General features: G+C 52.8%; 15 protein-coding genes. 5 read left to right on the top strand and 10 right to left on the bottom strand.

The annotated features are described in order from the left end of the window. Positions 1 to 10: 10 nt before the first annotated feature. On the top strand, positions 11 to 898 hold the full coding sequence (locus GW579_RS17470; RefSeq protein WP_165060648.1) for a LysR substrate-binding domain-containing protein: 888 nt from the start codon (positions 11 to 13) through the stop codon (positions 896 to 898). A gap of 68 nt (positions 899 to 966) precedes the next feature. On the opposite strand, the gene GW579_RS17465 is transcribed toward GW579_RS17470, so the two are convergent. Further along, entirely contained in the window at positions 967 to 2,862 is a 1,896-nt protein-coding gene (locus tag GW579_RS17465; protein ID WP_165060645.1) for a methyl-accepting chemotaxis protein, read from the bottom strand. Positions 2,863 to 3,185: 323 nt separating this feature from the next. Between GW579_RS17465 and GW579_RS17460 the strand changes: the two genes are divergently transcribed. After that, positions 3,186 to 3,911, top strand: a complete 726-nt coding sequence (locus GW579_RS17460; protein WP_152323750.1) for a 4'-phosphopantetheinyl transferase family protein — start codon at positions 3,186 to 3,188, stop codon at positions 3,909 to 3,911. Positions 3,912 to 4,004: 93 nt separating this feature from the next. Further along, entirely contained in the window at positions 4,005 to 4,574 is a 570-nt protein-coding gene (locus tag GW579_RS17455; protein WP_152323751.1) for an NADPH-dependent FMN reductase, read from the top strand. Positions 4,575 to 4,664: 90 nt separating this feature from the next. On the opposite strand, the gene GW579_RS17450 is transcribed toward GW579_RS17455, so the two are convergent. Continuing rightward, on the bottom strand, positions 4,665 to 6,002 hold the full coding sequence (locus GW579_RS17450; protein WP_165060642.1) for an NCS2 family permease: 1,338 nt from the start codon (positions 6,000 to 6,002) through the stop codon (positions 4,665 to 4,667). 152 nt (positions 6,003 to 6,154) lie between these two features. On the opposite strand from GW579_RS17450, the gene yieH reads away from it, so the two are divergent. Then, on the top strand, positions 6,155 to 6,820 hold the full coding sequence (gene yieH, locus GW579_RS17445; RefSeq protein WP_152323753.1) for a 6-phosphogluconate phosphatase: 666 nt from the start codon (positions 6,155 to 6,157) through the stop codon (positions 6,818 to 6,820). Here yieH and GW579_RS17440 read toward each other — a convergent pair. Further along, positions 6,810 to 7,640 (bottom strand): sugar phosphate isomerase/epimerase family protein, encoded by an 831-nt coding sequence (locus GW579_RS17440; protein ID WP_152323754.1) that lies wholly within the window; start codon positions 7,638 to 7,640, stop codon positions 6,810 to 6,812. The two genes, yieH and GW579_RS17440, sit on opposite strands and share 11 nt — an antisense overlap. A gap of 110 nt (positions 7,641 to 7,750) precedes the next feature. On the opposite strand from GW579_RS17440, the gene GW579_RS17435 reads away from it, so the two are divergent. Next, positions 7,751 to 8,443, top strand: coding sequence for a TetR/AcrR family transcriptional regulator (locus tag GW579_RS17435; RefSeq protein WP_152323755.1), 693 nt, complete (start codon positions 7,751 to 7,753; stop codon positions 8,441 to 8,443). Between the two features lie 80 nt (positions 8,444 to 8,523). Here GW579_RS17435 and phoU read toward each other — a convergent pair whose 3' ends face one another. The 7 genes from phoU to glmS all read right to left on the bottom strand — a co-directional run bounded on the left by phoU (position 8,524) and on the right by glmS (position 16,188). Further along, positions 8,524 to 9,255 carry a phosphate signaling complex protein PhoU gene (phoU, locus tag GW579_RS17430; RefSeq protein ID WP_165060639.1) on the bottom strand — a complete coding sequence of 244 codons (732 nt, stop codon included), beginning with the start codon at positions 9,253 to 9,255 and terminating at the stop codon, positions 8,524 to 8,526. A gap of 10 nt (positions 9,256 to 9,265) precedes the next feature. Continuing rightward, positions 9,266 to 10,033, bottom strand: a complete 768-nt coding sequence (pstB, locus tag GW579_RS17425) for a phosphate ABC transporter ATP-binding protein PstB (RefSeq protein WP_013577692.1) — start codon at positions 10,031 to 10,033, stop codon at positions 9,266 to 9,268. 100 nt (positions 10,034 to 10,133) lie between these two features. After that, positions 10,134 to 11,021 (bottom strand): phosphate ABC transporter permease PstA, encoded by an 888-nt coding sequence (gene pstA / locus GW579_RS17420; RefSeq protein ID WP_152323757.1) that lies wholly within the window; start codon positions 11,019 to 11,021, stop codon positions 10,134 to 10,136. Position 11,022: 1 nt separating this feature from the next. Continuing rightward, positions 11,023 to 11,979: a phosphate ABC transporter permease PstC gene (gene pstC, locus GW579_RS17415; protein WP_152323758.1), complete on the bottom strand. Its 957-nt coding sequence runs from the start codon at positions 11,977 to 11,979 to the stop codon at positions 11,023 to 11,025. 94 nt (positions 11,980 to 12,073) lie between these two features. Continuing rightward, positions 12,074 to 13,114, bottom strand: coding sequence for a phosphate ABC transporter substrate-binding protein PstS (gene pstS, locus GW579_RS17410; RefSeq protein WP_152323759.1), 1,041 nt, complete (start codon positions 13,112 to 13,114; stop codon positions 12,074 to 12,076). Between the two features lie 216 nt (positions 13,115 to 13,330). Continuing rightward, entirely contained in the window at positions 13,331 to 14,203 is an 873-nt protein-coding gene (gene rluF, locus GW579_RS17405) for a 23S rRNA pseudouridine(2604) synthase RluF (RefSeq protein ID WP_152323760.1), read from the bottom strand. Positions 14,204 to 14,358: 155 nt separating this feature from the next. After that, complete coding sequence (glmS, locus tag GW579_RS17400; RefSeq protein ID WP_165060637.1) at positions 14,359 to 16,188, bottom strand: glutamine--fructose-6-phosphate transaminase (isomerizing); 1,830 nt, start codon at positions 16,186 to 16,188, stop codon at positions 14,359 to 14,361. Between the last annotated feature and the right edge of the window lie 206 nt (positions 16,189 to 16,394).

Below are 16,394 nucleotides of genomic sequence, written 5' to 3'. Positions count from 1 at the left end.
GGTTTGTAATGTGGATAAGCTGCGAAATATTGAAGTCTTTGTCAGCGTAGTAGAAACCGGAAATTTCAGTACTGCGGCCGAAAAGCTGGGGATCTCGGCAGTGATGGTCGGCAAGCATATCCAGCAGCTGGAAAAGCATCTGAATGCCCGTCTGTTGCAGCGCACCACCCGCAGGCAAAGCCTGACCGATGCCGGTGAAGTGTTTTATGAAAACGGCAAACGGGTGCTGGAGCAGATGAAATTAACGGAAAGCGCAATGGAAAGCCTGCAAAGCGTTCCCACCGGATTGCTGCGCGTCAGTGCGCCAGTTTCTTTAGGCTCCAGCGTGATTGCGCCGATGCTCGCCCGTTATCTGAATCTCTACCCTCAGGTCAAAGTGGAACTGGTGCTGAGCAATGCCCGCGTCGATTTAATCGGCGAAAATTTCGATCTCGCCATCCGTATTGGTGAAATCGGGGATGACCGGCTGGTCGCCAGGCCACTGAAACCCTATGAAATGGTGATTTGCGCATCGCCGGAGTATTTGCAGCGCAACGGCACACTCGAATCGCCGGAAGATCTGAAAACGCATCCGTGCCTGATCCACTCCGTGTGGAATCAGAGTGAAGGCTGGCATCTGGCGAACGCCGGGCAAACCACGTCGGCGTGGCCGGTGAACAGCCGGTATGTCTCCAACGATGGCCATGCATTGCGCAATGCCGCGCTGGAAGGAGCCGGTTTACTGCTTCAGCCGAAGGTGCTGCTGGCCGAAGATATTCTCCGCGGCAGGCTTATTCCGGTTCTCGAGTCTTTCATTCCCACACCGCGCGCCGTGCATGTGGTTTATCTGCCCGATTTCCGCCCGCGGGCGAAACTGAACAGTCTGATTAACTACATGACAGAAAACGATTTCTACTGATTATTCCTTCCATAAAAAAACGGTAAGTGATCGCTCACTTACCGTTCGATTTACAGTGAAAAAAACAATCAGAGCTTAAAGCCCGCCACCACGGTTTCCAGCTGAACGGTCTGATCCTGCATGGCCTGAGCGGCCGCAGAAACCTGTTCCACCAGCGCCGCATTCTGCTGAGTGGCGTTATCCAGCTGGGTGATTGCAACGTTCACCTGCTCGATACCGAGGCTTTGCTCCTGACTGGAAGACATGATTTCGTTCATCAGCGTCGCTACGTTATTCACGCCGCCCATCACTTCATCCATCGTCGTTCCGGCGGTTGCCACCAGCTGGCTGCCAGTGGTGATATCCGCGACGGAATCTTCAATCAGTTTTTTGATTTCGCGGGCAGACGTAGCAGAACGTTGCGCCAGGCTGCGCACTTCCGAAGCCACGACGGCAAATCCGCGCCCCTGTTCGCCCGCACGGGCCGCTTCAACGGCGGCATTCAGCGCCAGAATGTTGGTCTGGAAAGCAATACCGTCGATCACGCTGATGATATCGACAATTTTGTGCGAGGAACGGGTGATCGAACCCATGGTATCGACCACCTGTTTCACCACTTCCGACCCTTTCTGCGCCACCGCAGACGCATCGCGCGCCAGCTGGTTAGCGCCTTCGGCGTTGGCGGCGTTCTGTTTCACGGTGCTGGTCAGCTGTTCCATGGACGCCGCCGTTTCAACAATCGAACTCGCCTGTTCTTCGGTACGCCCGGAGAGATCCATGTTACCGCTGGCGATTTCGCGCGATGCCGAGGTGATCGCCAGACTGCTGTCGCCGACCTGACGGAGGATCGATTGCAGGAATGACAGGAACTGGTTAAAGCTCTGATTTACACGGTTGAATTCCGGACTGCGGCTTTCTGGCAGGCGGAGGGTCAGATCAGCGCCACCAGCGGAAAGCTGGCTGATATTTTTATGCAGCGCATCCAGCTGACGCATAAAGATTTTGATCGCCAGGATCAGCACAACCAGCAGCAAAATCACCATTGGAATTTGCACCAGACCCAGACTTTGCAGGATGCCATGCGTCCGCGTCAGCAACTGGCTGGTTGGCATATCGGTGGCGATATACCACGGCCCCTGAATGTTGCTCATGAACATCGTGTGAGACGTACCGTTGTTGTCGTAGTCGGCAACCAGATTCGCCTGCCCGTCAATCTGATCGAGACTTTTGCGGATCTGCACCACCAGCGGAGATTGTTCGCCCAGAGAAGCCAGCTTCGGCAGCTTTTCATCCGTGGACTGGCTGGTACCGACGAGGGTGCCGTCTTTCTCGACGATATAAATCTTCGCGTGAACCTTTTTCTCCATTTCCGTCACCAGCTGGTTAAAGAAACCCAGCGTCACGTCGATGGTGGCAACGCCCCACTGTTTGTCGCCTTTATAAATCGGCATCGCGCAGTTGGTACGCGGCTGTGTACTGGCGTCATCAAAGTAGGCAGGCGCCCAGACACACTGGCCCTTTTCGCCTTTTGAAGCGGCAAGATACCAGGATTGCTCGAAGTAATTCGGCGATTCAGCACTGTTCCAGAAGGTATTTACCGTCAGTTGGTTATTACTGTTACGTGCAAAGAAAGTGCTGAATTTGATTTTTGCCGGGTCGCGCTGGTTCGGCAGCGGCCAGATACCGCCCCCAAATACGGCGGAATCACCGTATTGATCCACCAGCGCGGGCAGCAACCGGTCAATGCTGTCGCTGTCCATTTGTGCGACGGTTTGAGTGATGGTACGCACCTGAGATTCCACTTTGTTCAGCCGTTCGTTGATAACGACAGCGATATCATCAACCTGATTCGCAACCAGAGTGCTTTCTGTTTGTTTCAGCTGAGGAGCAATAAAGACCTGGATCACGATGAGCGTAAAGATGACCAGCACAATAAAAAACAAGCTGATCAATGCGATAAAGCGGGATTGCGTTGTTTTTAACATTTTAGGGTACTCACAGGCAAAGCAGCGAGATCGCTGCTTAACTTATAACGGCATTTTCTGAGGTTTCTTTATGAGGCTATAGTAGATATATCTGGCACCCGGATCATATGAGTGAAAAACCAGAACATCGTCCCGATGAGATTTTTTCTCAATATGCGGTTAATACAGTGATTCCTTTCGCTTTATCGTTATGAAAAACTTTCTGAAAAGTAAAAAGAGTGTGCGCGGACGCGGGGTTTAAGCGGTTTTTAATGATTTCTCTTAATGTTATTCTTCACGAATACAGAGAAAATACGGTCGAACCATTAATCATGGAGTGAACAATGGCGTGCCACTTTGCAAGATGGGCTGTGACGGAAGCTGAACCCGATACACATCGGTTGCCCAGAGAAATTGTTGTATCCGCAAAACACCTTTCCGAAAAACAACGAAAACGATTTTTAAACGGTCGTGTTTTACTGGCCGAAATGATTTTCTATCTTTACGGTATTGCGGAACTTCCTAACGTCATCACCCTGCCGAGCGGCCGCCCGAGTTTTGAATCCTCCGATCTTCCCGATTTCAGCCTGGCATATGCAGGCAGCACCGTCGGTGTGCTGATCAGCAGCGAAGGAAAAGTCGGTCTTGATCTCGAAATTATTCACGCGCGCAGCGCACTGGTTAATCCGCAGCACCAGCTGCAACTTTCTGCCGTCGAAAAAACCTGGATTGCTATGCAGTCCGACCCGATTGAATCCTCCCTACAGCTTTGGTGCATACGTCAAAGTATGCTGAAAATGTCCGGCCTGAACGAACAAAGCCAGCTGACACTCAGCCTGAATCCGGCTTCCGGCCGCCTGCGTTCGACGGTCACGCCGGAGGCGCAGGTGATGAGTGATATTGAAGGGTCGATTACCTGGGCATGCGCGCAGTCTCCGTCGATTATCCGGTTACAGTGCTGGCGCTACGAACCGGAAAATGGTTTTACCCGCACACAAACGCTGTCCGTTGATCAGCAATCTGATTCACTGCATTACATGAAGTTCACCAGCCTGCCGCCTGCCAAATAAAACTTCACTCATGTTTTCAAAAACCTTGTATATCGACGTGCCGTTTTTCGTTTAAGGTAAGAATCAGAGAGTCATCCATAACAGGAGTTAACCATGTCAGCTAAGCCTCTGAAGTTTGTCACACTGTTAGGTAGTCTTCGTAAAGCCTCTTACAACGCCATGGTCGCGCGCACGCTGCCGAAAGTCGCGCCTGAGGGCGTCACCATTGAAGCGTTACCGTCTATCGGTACTCTGCCGTTGTACGATGCCGATATTCAGCAGGAAGAGGGGTTTCCGGCCGATTTAAACGCGATTGCGGAACAAATCCGCCAGGCGGACGGTGTGATCATCGTGACGCCGGAATACAACTATTCCGTTCCCGGCGGACTGAAGAACGCCATCGACTGGATTTCACGTTTGCCTGACCAGCCACTGGCGGGCAAACCGGTGCTGATTCAGACCAGTTCAATGGGACCGGTCGGCGGCGCACGCTGTCAGTATCATCTGCGTCAGATTCTGGTCTTCCTTGATGCGATGGTGATGAATAAGCCTGAGTTTATGGGTGGCGTCATTCAGAACAAAGTCGACGCCCAAACCGGCGAAGTTATCGATCAGGGGACGCTGGATTTCCTCAGAGGCCAGCTGACCGCATTTGCCGACTATACGCACCGCGTCAGCAAATAATTTTCAGCCGCTAAAATACAAACAGCCCGCCACTTTCAGAAAGTGGCGGGCTGTTTTTTTATCGTTCGCAGACGCTGAATCGCGTGCGGATTAATGCCCGTCAACAAACGCGATTTTCAGCACGAACAGCAGGGCAACAACAACGACGCACGGGCTGATCTCTCTCCAGCGGCCTGTGCCCAGTTTCATCACCACATAAGAGATGAAGCCCAGCGCAATGCCTTCTGTGATGGAAAAGCTGAATGGCATCATTACTGCCGTCACAAAAGCAGGAACCGCTTCTGTCAGGTCATCCCACGAAACGCGCGCCAGGCTGGAGGTCATCAGAACGCCCACATAAATTAGCGCTCCGGCTGCCGCATATTCCGGCACCATGCCCGCCAGCGGGGAAATGAAGATCACCAGCAGGAACAGCAAACCGGTCACGACAGCGGTCAGGCCGGTGCGGCCCCCCACGGACACGCCGGACGTACTTTCGATATACGCGCCAACGGAAGATGTCCCGATGAAAGCACCCGCCACAGAGGAAATACTGTCGACGTACAGTGCCTGTTTCATCTGCGGGAATTTACCCTTTTCATCCGCCAGACCGGCTTTGTCCGTCACGCCAATCAGCGTACCGGAGGAGTCAAACAGGTTGACCAGCATGAAGGAGAAAATTACGCCTGCCAGACCGATATTCAGTGCGCCTTTCAGGTCAACCTGACCGACGACGGTGGTGATGCTCGGCGGCATCGACCAGAAACCGTTGTAATGCACGTCACCGATCGCCAGACCAATGCCCGTGGTCACTACGATCGACACCAGAACGGAAGCGTGAAAGTTACGTGACGCCAGTACGGCAATAATGAAGAAGCCCAGCACGCCCAGCAGGACGTTGTGGGATGTCAGATTGCCGATGGTGACGATGGTATCCGGGTTCGCGACAATAATGCCGGCGTTTTTCAGCCCCATCATGCCGATGAACAGCCCGATACCGGCGGTAATCCCCACGCGCAGGCTGACCGGAATGTTCGCGATCATCCAGTAGCGGATACGGAAAATTGTCAGCAGCAGCAGGCCAACAGCGCCCCAGAAAATAGCGCCCATCCCGATTTGCCATGAAACGCCCATCGCACCCACCACCACAAAGGCGAAGAAGGCGTTCAGACCCATCGCTGGCGCCAGTGCAACCGGCAGGTTGGCAATCACGCCCATCAGAATGCTGCCAAACGCGGCAATCAGACAGGTGGTCACAAAGACGGCCTGTTTATCCATGCCCGCGACACCCAGAATCTGCGGGTTCACGAAAACGATGTAGACCATGGTCAGGAAGGTGGTTAAGCCTGCGATAGTTTCGGTGCGTACCGTTGTGCCGTGCTGCGTCAGTTTAAATAAACGTTCAGCCAGGCCTCTTCCGCCGTTAGCATTGCTGTGTGGTGTGCTCATCAGTGAGTTCCAAAATGGGGGAAAAACAATCGGGGGGTATCCTAAGGATTTTAGCCGTAAAGCGCCAGCACTGGATGTGTGGGATTAAATCTATCGTTCGGGTACAGTGCCATAAACCACGCGAATAGATGAAACACTCACAGGGAGAAAGTATGTCACAGGTTGAATGTGTCTTTTTTGATTGCGACGGTACGCTGGTGGACAGTGAAATGTTGTGCTGCGAAGCCTATGTCGAGATGTTTGCACATTTTGGCGTGACGGTTTCTTTTGACGAAATGTATAAGAAATACAAAGGCGTTAAGCTTTATGAAATCGTTGAGATCGTCAATAAAGAGCACGGTATCGACGTGCCAAAAGAGGAGATGGAAGTGATTTTCCGCCAGCACGTTGCGCGGCTTTTCGACAGCAAACTTGAGCCGGTTGACGGCGCACGGGAGCTGCTGGAGCAAATTTCCGTGCCGATGTGTGTGGTCTCCAACGGCCCGGTCACCAAAATGCAGCACTCGCTCGGCCTCACCGGTCTGCTGCCTTTCATGGGCGACAAACTGTTCAGCGGATACGATTTACAGCGCTGGAAACCCGATCCGGCGGTGTTATACAAAGCCGCCGAAGTGATGGACGTTCCGGTGGAAGCGTGCATTCTGGTTGAGGATTCCGTGGCGGGCGCACAGGCCGGGATCGCCGCCGGGATCCCGGTATTTTATTACTGCGCCGATCCGCACAACCCGCCGCTGAACAATCCGCTGGTGACCACTTTCCACGACATGCGCGAGTTGCCGGCGATCTGGCGTGAAAAGGGTTATCAGATTACGCGTTAAGGGTTTTGTCGTAAGCCTGCATGCGTCGTTCCAGTTCCGTCAGGGAACTCAGGCCCTCTGCGAGCGGCAGGGTTTTATCATTGAAGATTTCCAGCGACCACGGACCGGTAAAACCTTTCCGGTTCAGGGTGCTGACGAAATCCACCAGCGGCAAGTCGCCCTGGCCGGGATAACACCGGTAACTGCGGCTCCATTGCTGCACGTTCATGTCTTTGTACGGCGCATCCGCCAGTTGCAGGAAGCTGATTCTCTCCAGCGGCACTTCATCCAGACGGTCGAGGTTGTCGCCCACGGCGAGAATATGAAAGCTGTCGAGCACAATCCCCAGCGCCGGGTGGTTCACTTCACGCACGCGATCCCACGCCTGCCGGTAACGGTTGATGTGTTTCCCCCACGCCAGCGCCTCAAAGCCAATATGGATGTCATGAGGCTGCGCCATTTCTGCCAGTGCGGCGAGATCGGCAATCTGTACATCGCGCTCCGCTGAACTTTCAGGGTCGGTATTACTGCATACCAGCAAGCGGTCGCACCCCAGTTCATTCATCAGATCAAATTGCCGGCGCGCGCTGGCAAACTTCTCATTACGCTTTTCCGGCTGAACGCCTTCAAAGTCGCGGAAAGGTTGTAGCAGAAAAATCCGTAATCCGAGCGAATCCGCCAGATTTCGGATGGCGATGGGTTTGACCGGGCTTTTGAGTAAATCATCTTCAAAAATCTCTACGCCATCAAACCCCGCCGCCGCGATGGCGGTGAGTTTTTCGGGCAGAGTTCCTGGTACTGAAACTGTCGCAATAGAACGTAACCGGGTGGTAGCAGGCAAAATAGCGTCCTTTTTGTCAGGCTTCGAGACTTACAGTAGTGGACCTTCATACCGCATTCGTCAAGTGTTGGCGGCTTGTATGAACGCACAGATTGTAACTGATCGAATCAATGGTTAATCTCTGTGGCGAGATTGAGGTTATTAATGAGGATATGACGCTGAGCAGCCAAAGTTCCCCGGCGCCGGGACGTAAAAATGATCCGATAGGACTGAAACAGCGCATTTTCGACAGTGCTCTGGCTGAATTCGCTGAATCCGGCCTGATGGGCGCGCGTATGGAAAATATCGCCTCAAACGCCAACACCACAAAACGTATGGTGGTCTATCACTACAAGACCAAAGAAGCCCTATACATGCTGGTTCTGGAGCACGTTTACCGCGGCATCCGCCAGCACGAGCTGGATCTGGATTTGTCGTCATTTCCCCCGGCGGAGGCGATCGTCAAACTGGTGGAAGCCAGCTTCGATTTTCACGTTTCTCACCCGGAATTCATCCGCATTGTGTCGACAGAAAACATGCTGCGCGGCCGGTTTATCCGTCAGTCCACCAGCATCCGCGAGATCAATAAAACGGCGTTAACGCTGCTGGAAGATATTCTCGAACGCGGAAAACAGAGCCATTTATTTAAGGAAGATTCCCAGGCGCGCGACGTTCACCGGCTGATCAGCAGCCTGTGTGTGCATCAGGTCGCGAACCAGTACACATTCGGTGCTCTGTTCGAAAACCCTGACGAAGTGGATTTGCAGGTGGCGCATTATCGCCAGCTGGCAGTGGTGGTGGCACTGCGGTATGTGATGAAATAGCGCGTCAGCGGACAGCAAAAAGGCCTCGTTAGAGGCCTTTTTTATGGCGAAGATTTTGTATGACGAGTATCAGTGACCGATCAGTCTTTCGCAGTGTCTTTGCCGTCTGTCAGCAATTTGTCGAGCGCATCGCCACCAACGTGACGGAAATCCTGCCCTTTCACGAAGTAGAAGATGAATTCACAAATATTCTGGCAACGATCGCCGATACGCTCAATGGAACGGGCGCAGAACAACGCGGTCAGGACGCTTGGAATGGTACGCGGATCTTCCATCATGTAGGTCATGAGCTGACGCACAATGCCTTCATATTCCTGATCCACTTTCTTATCTTCACGGTAAATACGCACCGCTTCGTCAAGATCCATACGCGCGAACGCGTCGAGCACGTCATGCAGCATTTCTACCGTATGGCGGCCCAGAGATTCCAGGCTGACCAGCAGCGGCTGATGCAGATGCGAGAATTTCTCCAGCGCCGTGCGGCAGATTTTATCCGCCACATCGCCGATACGTTCGAGCTCAGAAATGGTTTTGATAATCGCCATCACCAAACGCAGATCGCTGGCGGTCGGCTGGCGCTTGGCAATAATGCGCACGCACGCTTCGTCAATCGCCACTTCCATCAGGTTAACTTTGTCATCACCTTTGATGACGCGCTGCGCCAGTTCGGCATCCTGATTGTGCATCGCGGTGATCGCATCAGTCAGTTGCTGTTCAACCAGCCCACCCATCGCCAGAACCTGTGTACGGATGTGCTCGAGCTCGGCGTTAAACTGGCCGGAAATGTGTTTATTTAAGTTCAGGTTGTCCATCGTTCTTACCTCAACCGTAGCGGCCAGTAATGTAATCTTCAGTCTGTTTGCGCGCTGGCGAAGTAAACAGCGAGTCAGTGTCACTGTATTCGATCAGCTCACCCAGATACATAAACGCAGTGCGGTCTGAACAACGCGCAGCCTGCTGCATGTTGTGGGTCACGATCACCACGGTGTAATCAGATTTTAGCTCGGTGATCAGCTCTTCGATACGGCCGGTTGAAATTGGGTCCAGCGCCGAACATGGTTCATCAAGCAGGAGAACATCAGGGCGGATAGCAATGCCGCGCGCAATGCACAGACGCTGTTGCTGGCCGCCGGACAGGCTGTAACCGCTCTGGTGCAGCTTGTCTTTGGATTCATTCCACAAAGCGGCTTTGGTCAGCGCCCATTGCACGCGCTCATCCATGTCCGTACGGGAAAGTTTTTCAAACAGACGGACACCAAACGCGATGTTGTCGTAAATCGACATCGGGAACGGCGTCGGTTTCTGGAAGACCATGCCAACTTTGGCACGCAGCAGCGCGATATCCTGTTTATCGACCAGAATATTTTCGCCATCGAGCAGAATTTCGCCTTCTGCATGCTGCTCAGGGTAAAGCTGATACATTTTGTTGAACGTACGCAGCAGCGTGGATTTACCACAACCTGACGGGCCGATGAATGCCGTGACTTCGTTCTTAGCGATATCCAGGGAAATATTTTTCAGCGCGTGGAATTTACCGTAATAAAAATTCAGATCGCGAACCTGAATCTTGCTGTTGGATGCGTCAGTCATTCGACTCATTAAGACATCTCTCTTTTGCGCGCGCCGCTGTGCGACGCCGGGTAAACAGTGATGGCAGAGTGAAAAACTCTGCCATCAGTAATGAATTAACTTACTGCTTCTTCGTGGCGAAGATCACACGCGCCAGAATGTTCAGCAACAGCACACACACTGTAATCAGCAGCACGCCCGCCCAGGCCAGTTGTTGCCATTCGCCAAACGGGCTCATCGCAAACTTGAAGATGGTCACCGGCAGGTTGGCGATCGGCTGCATCATGTCGGTGCTCCAGAACTGGTTGGAGAGCGACGTAAACAGCAGCGGTGCGGTTTCGCCGGCGATGCGGGCAATCGCCAGCAAAATACCGGTGATAATGCCGGAAACAGAGGCTTTCAGGGTGATTGCAGAAATCATTTTCCATTTCGGCGTTCCCAGCGCATAAGCCGCTTCACGCAGGCTGTCCGGCACCAGTTTCAGCATGTTTTCCGTGGTACGGATAACAATCGGGATTTGCAGCAGCGCCAGCGCCAGTACGCCCGCCCAGCCAGAGAAGTGCCCCATTTTCGCCACCATGATGGTGTAAACGAACAGGCCAACCACAATGGAAGGAGCAGAAAGCAGAATGTCGTTGATGAAGCGAATGAATTCCGCCAGCCAGGATTTACGGCCATATTCTGCCAGATAAATCCCCGCCATCACGCCCAGCGGCGTACCGATAACCGTCGCCCATAAAATCAGCAGTCCGCTGCCCGCAATGGCGTTCGCCAGACCACCGCCTGCCGTATTTGGCGGCGGGGTGTTTTGGGTAAACAGCGCCAGAGACATGCCGTCTACGCCTTTCACGACGGTCGTGAACAGGATCCAGACCAGCCAGAACAGGCCAAAAAGCATGGTCAGCATGGAAATCATCAGCGCCAGACGGTTCTTCTGACGGCGCCATGCCTGACGTTTGCGACGTGATTCCAGTAAGGCTGCGTTACTTTGCATTTCGAGTGTCGTCATCTTAACGGCCCTCTTTCTTAGCCAGACGCAGAATCATGACTTTCGACAGCGCCAGAACAATAAAGGTGATAACAAACAGGATAAGGCCCAGCTCCATCAGCGCGGACGTATGCAGACCTGCTTCAGCTTCGGCGAATTCGTTCGCCAGCGCCGAGGTAATACTGTTGCCGGGCGCATAAAGCGAAATGCTGTCGAGCTGGTAGGTGTTACCGATAATGAAGGTCACCGCCATGGTTTCGCCGAGCGCACGGCCAAGACCAAGCATGACACCGCCGATGACACCATTTTTGGTGAACGGCAGCACGATGCGCCAGATCACTTCCCAGGTCGTACAACCAATTCCGTAGGCCGATTCTTTCATCATGACCGGCGTTTGCTCGAACACGTCACGCATGACGGAGGCAATGTATGGAATGATCATGATGGCCAGAATGACACCTGCCGCCAAGATGCCGATACCAAATCCCGGGCCAGCGAATAGCGCGCCAACAATCGGAATACCGGAAAGCACATCACCGACCGGTGTCTGGAAATACTGGGCAAACAGCGGAGCGAAAACGAATAAACCCCACATGCCGTAAACAATGCTGGGGATCGCCGCCAGCAGTTCGATAGCAATACCCAGCGGACGTTTCATCCAGTTAGGTGCCAGCTCAGTGAGGAATAATGCGATACCAAAACTGACGGGAACGGCAATCAGTAAGGCGATAATCGAGGTCACGACGGTACCGTAAATAGGCACCAGTGCGCCGAACTGCTGATTCGGGGCATCCCATGTTTTCGTCCACAGGAAGGATAATCCGAATTTTTCAATGCTAGGCAGCGAAGCAATAAACAGCGAGACGATGATTCCGCCCAGCATTAATAACACGATCAGCGCAGCCAGTTTGACCAGCGCGCCGAAAAGGATGTCACCGTTTTTGCTTGGTGCTTTGATAGCCGGCTTGTATTCAGCCATACCACTCTCTTTTAATTAAGATTTAATTCCCTCCCCGGCCGGAGAGGGAATGAAGCAGAAGACTTGTACTCTATATCAGACGAGACGTCAGATCCTAGTAAAGTGCTTTGCCGCTGCTATCTTTGATATTTGCTTTCCAGGCTGCACGAACCTGCTCAACGACTGAAGGTGGAAGCGTTGCATAATCCAGGTCAGTCGTCAGTTTATTGCCGTTTTTGTAAGCCCAGTCGAAGAACTTCAGAACCTCAGCACCTTTGGTCGCATCCTGCTGATCTTTGTAAATCAGGATGAAGGTGGTGGAGCTGATTGGCCACGCGTTGTCGCCTTTCTGGAAAGTCAGGTCCTGAGCGAAGGTTTTGCTCCAGTCAGCGCCTTTAGCTGCTGCACTGAAGGATTCTTCTGTCGGGCTGATCGCCTTGCCATCCGCATCAACCAGCTTGGTATAAGCCAGGTTGTTTTGTTTAGCGTAAGCATATTCTACGTATCCGATGGAGCCCGGCAGACGCTGTACAAATGCGGCTACGCCGTCGTTACCTTTGCCGCCCAGACCGGTAGGCCAGTTAACTGTTGAACCTGAACCGATTTTCTCTTTCCACTCGTTGTTCACTTTTGCCAGATAGCTGGTGAACACGAAAGAAGTACCGGAACCGTCAGCACGACGAACAACGGCGATATTGGTATCTGGCAGTTTCACGCCCGGGTTCAGCTTAGTGATCGCCGCGTCGTTCCACTTTTTGATTTTGCCCAGGTAGATATCACCCAGCGTTGCGCCGTCCAGTGTCAGCTGACCTGATTTGATGCCCGGGATATTCACTGCCAGTACCACGCCACCGATCACGGTAGGGAACTGGAACAGGCCGTTTTTGTTCAGATCTTCTTCTTTCATCGGAGCATCAGATGCGCCGAAATCAACGGTCTTGGCGATGATTTGTTTCACGCCGCCGGAAGAGCCGATGCCCTGATAGTTAACCTGAGTACCGGTTGCTTTCTGGTATGCATCCGCCCACTTAGCGTAGACAGGTGCAGGGAAGGTGCCGCCAGCGCCAGTCAGATTACTAGCAGCGAAAGCAGACATTGCTGTGAGGGAGAAAGTCGCTGCTACAATACCGGCGACGGTGTTACGCATCAATTTCATGTTCCACTCCTAGTGGTTTTTTTTTGTTCGACCCAGGTCGAGATTTATAAAGTGTTTGGCACAGGAGGAAAATAGGACAGTTTGGTGACAGTAAAATGTACGTTATATGACAGTTTTATGACACTGGTCACAATTTAGGCGAGATGGGCAAACTGAAGCGGACCGATCAAATAAAAACCGGCCCAAAGGCCGGTGGCCGCGGAAAGAGATGCGGACTTAACGCCCTTTCTTTTTACGTCCTGGCTGTGCAAAACGTTTACGGGAAGCTGAATTTCCGTCGGGTTTCTCGGTATTTTTCGGTTTTGTGACAACCGGTTTTTTGGCCTGAGCAGGTTTAGACTGCGTTTTTTTGGCCGGCTTTTCTTCAGAAGTTGAGTTTTCAGTCAGTCTGAATAATTCGACCAGCTCATCGTCCGTCAAATCACGCCATTCCCCCAAAGGCAGGCCTTTCAGGTTGATGTTCATAATCCGCACACGCTCAAGCTTGGTGACTTCAAAGCCAAAATGCTTACACATACGGCGGATCTGGCGGTTAAGCCCCTGAACCAGCGTGATACGAAATACAAAGGGCGCTTCTTTCTTCACTTTGCACTTTTTGGTCACCGTTCCCAGCATCGGCACACCCGCGCCCAGGCCGGTAATAAACTCATCCGTCACCGGTTTGTTGACCGTTACGACATATTCTTTTTCGTGGTCGTTGCCCGCACGCAGGATTTTATTGACCAGATCACCGTGGTTGGTCAGTAAAATCAGGCCCTGAGAATCTTTATCCAGACGCCCGATAGGGAAAACGCGCTTGCTGTGGTTAACGAAATCACTGATGTTGTCCCGCTCACCGTCTTCCATCGTGGTGATGATCCCCACGGGCTTATTAAGCGCGATAAGCACTAAATCTTCTTCATCACGCGGTTCAATCAGCTGGCCGTTAACTTTCACCACATCACCGGCAAATACTTGTGCGCCCACGGAGGCGCGTCTGCCATTGATAAAAACGTTTCCCTGTTCGATGTAACGATCGGCATCACGGCGTGAGCAGATCCCGCTCTCGCTAATGTATTTGTTGAGACGAATGGAGGGGTTGGACAGCATTCAGCAAATCACCTTCGTAAAAAAGGCGGACTATACCTTATCCGTGGCGGCTAACGAAGCCTGAGAGAGGAGAATCGTGACCACGCCTTAGCCTTTTAGAAATAAAAAAGCGCCCGAGATGGGCGCTTAGCAGGCAGTTTCAAAGCCAGCGTGGCTTATTCTACTGTGACCGATTTGGCCAGATTACGTGGCTGGTCTACGTCAGTGCCTTTAATCAGGGCAACATAGTAAGACAGAAGCTGTAACGGGACCGTGTAGAAGATCGGTGCGACGATTTCTTCGACATGCGGTAACTGAATGATTTTCATACCGTCGCTGTCGGTGAAACCGGCATCCTGATCGGCGAAGACATACAGCAGACCACCGCGTGCGCGCACTTCTTCGATATTCGACTTCAGTTTTTCCAGAAGTTCGTTATTAGGCGCAACCACAATCACCGGCATATCCGCGTCAATCAGCGCCAGCGGGCCGTGTTTCAGCTCGCCTGCCGCATACGCTTCCGCATGAATATAGGAAATCTCTTTCAGCTTCAGCGCACCTTCCATCGCGATCGGATATTGATCGCCACGGCCGAGGAACAGCGCATGATGTTTGTCAGAGAAGCCTTCCGCCAGCGATTCGATGGTTTTATCCAGCGACAACATCTGTTCGATACGCGCAGGCAGCGCCTGTAACGCGTGAACAATGTCATGCTCAACCTGCGGTGCTATGCCTTTCAGACGACCCATACGTGCCACCAGCATCAGCAGAACGGTCAGCTGCGTGGTAAACGCTTTCGTCGACGCCACGCCGATTTCCGTGCCCGCTTTGGTCATCAGCGCCAGATCGGATTCACGCACCAGCGAAGAACCGGCTACGTTACACACGGCCAGAGAACCGAGATAACCCAGCTCTTTGGACAGGCGCAGTGCAGCCAGCGTGTCGGCGGTTTCACCGGACTGAGACAGGGTGATGATCAGGCTGCCAGGACGAACGGCAGATTTGCGATAACGGAATTCCGACGCAATCTCGACATCACACGGCATACCGGCCAGCGATTCGAACCAGTAACGCGCCACCATACCGGAGTTGTATGACGTGCCGCAGGCAATGATCTGAACATGCTGAACGCGGGAGAGGATCTCATCCGCCTTTTCGCCCAGTTCGCTCAGATTCACTTCACCGTGGCTGAAACGTCCTTCCAGCGTGTTTTTAATCGCCAGCGGCTGTTCGTAAATCTCTTTTTGCATGTAGTGGCGGTAAGCGCCTTTGTCACCGGCGTCGTACTGCACTTTGGATTCGATTTCGGCACGTTCTACAGCATGACCATTTTTGTCATAGACACTGACGGAACGGCGCTTAACTTCAGCCACATCACCTTCTTCCAGGAACAGGAAGCGGCGGGTCACAGGCAACAGCGCCAGCTGATCGGAGGCAATGAAGTTTTCACCTACGCCACGGCCAATCACCAGCGGGCTGCCGGAACGGGCTGCGACCAGAACGGACGGATCACGTCGGTCCATCACCACAGTGCCATAAGCGCCGCGCAGCTGAGGGATCACGCGCTGAACGACTTCCAGCAGTGTGCCGCCCTGAAGTTGTTCCCAATGCACCAGATGCGCAATCACTTCGGTATCCGTTTCGGAATCAAAACGGTAACCACGTTCAATCAGTAATTCACGCAAAGGTTCGTGGTTTTCGATAATGCCGTTGTGCACTACCGCAATGTAATCAGACACATGCGGGTGTGCGTTCGCTTCAGAAGGTTCACCGTGCGTTGCCCAGCGGGTATGTGCAATACCGGTACCGCCGTGCAAAGGATGTTGATCCAGAGCCTCAGCCAGCATCTGGACTTTTCCCAGACGACGCAGGCGTCCCATTTTCCCGTCGGTATCAATGACAGCCAGACCGGCTGAGTCATAACCGCGGTATTCCAGACGGCGTAAACCTTCCAACAAAATTTCAGCAATATCGCGTTGCGCTACAGCGCCTACAATTCCACACATCAGTTTTATTCCTATAGAAGGTCTTTCGGGACCTTTTTTGATGCCTGACCTGATTTATCCACACGCCCCGTTTTCCGGTGTACGTGCGGTTCCCCGAGCCTTGTAGAGAGTTGGGGATTATTATGTTTTGGACTGAGTTTCGACGACAAAACCCAGACCAAAACACAATGCAATAAACAAACATCAGGCGCAGAAAACTGCGCCTG

Origin of the sequence: Rahnella contaminans, assembly GCF_011065485.1 — a bacterium.
In the GTDB taxonomy this organism is placed as follows: domain Bacteria; phylum Pseudomonadota; class Gammaproteobacteria; order Enterobacterales; family Enterobacteriaceae; genus Rahnella; species Rahnella contaminans.
This window is presented reverse-complemented; position numbering and strand designations above follow the sequence as displayed.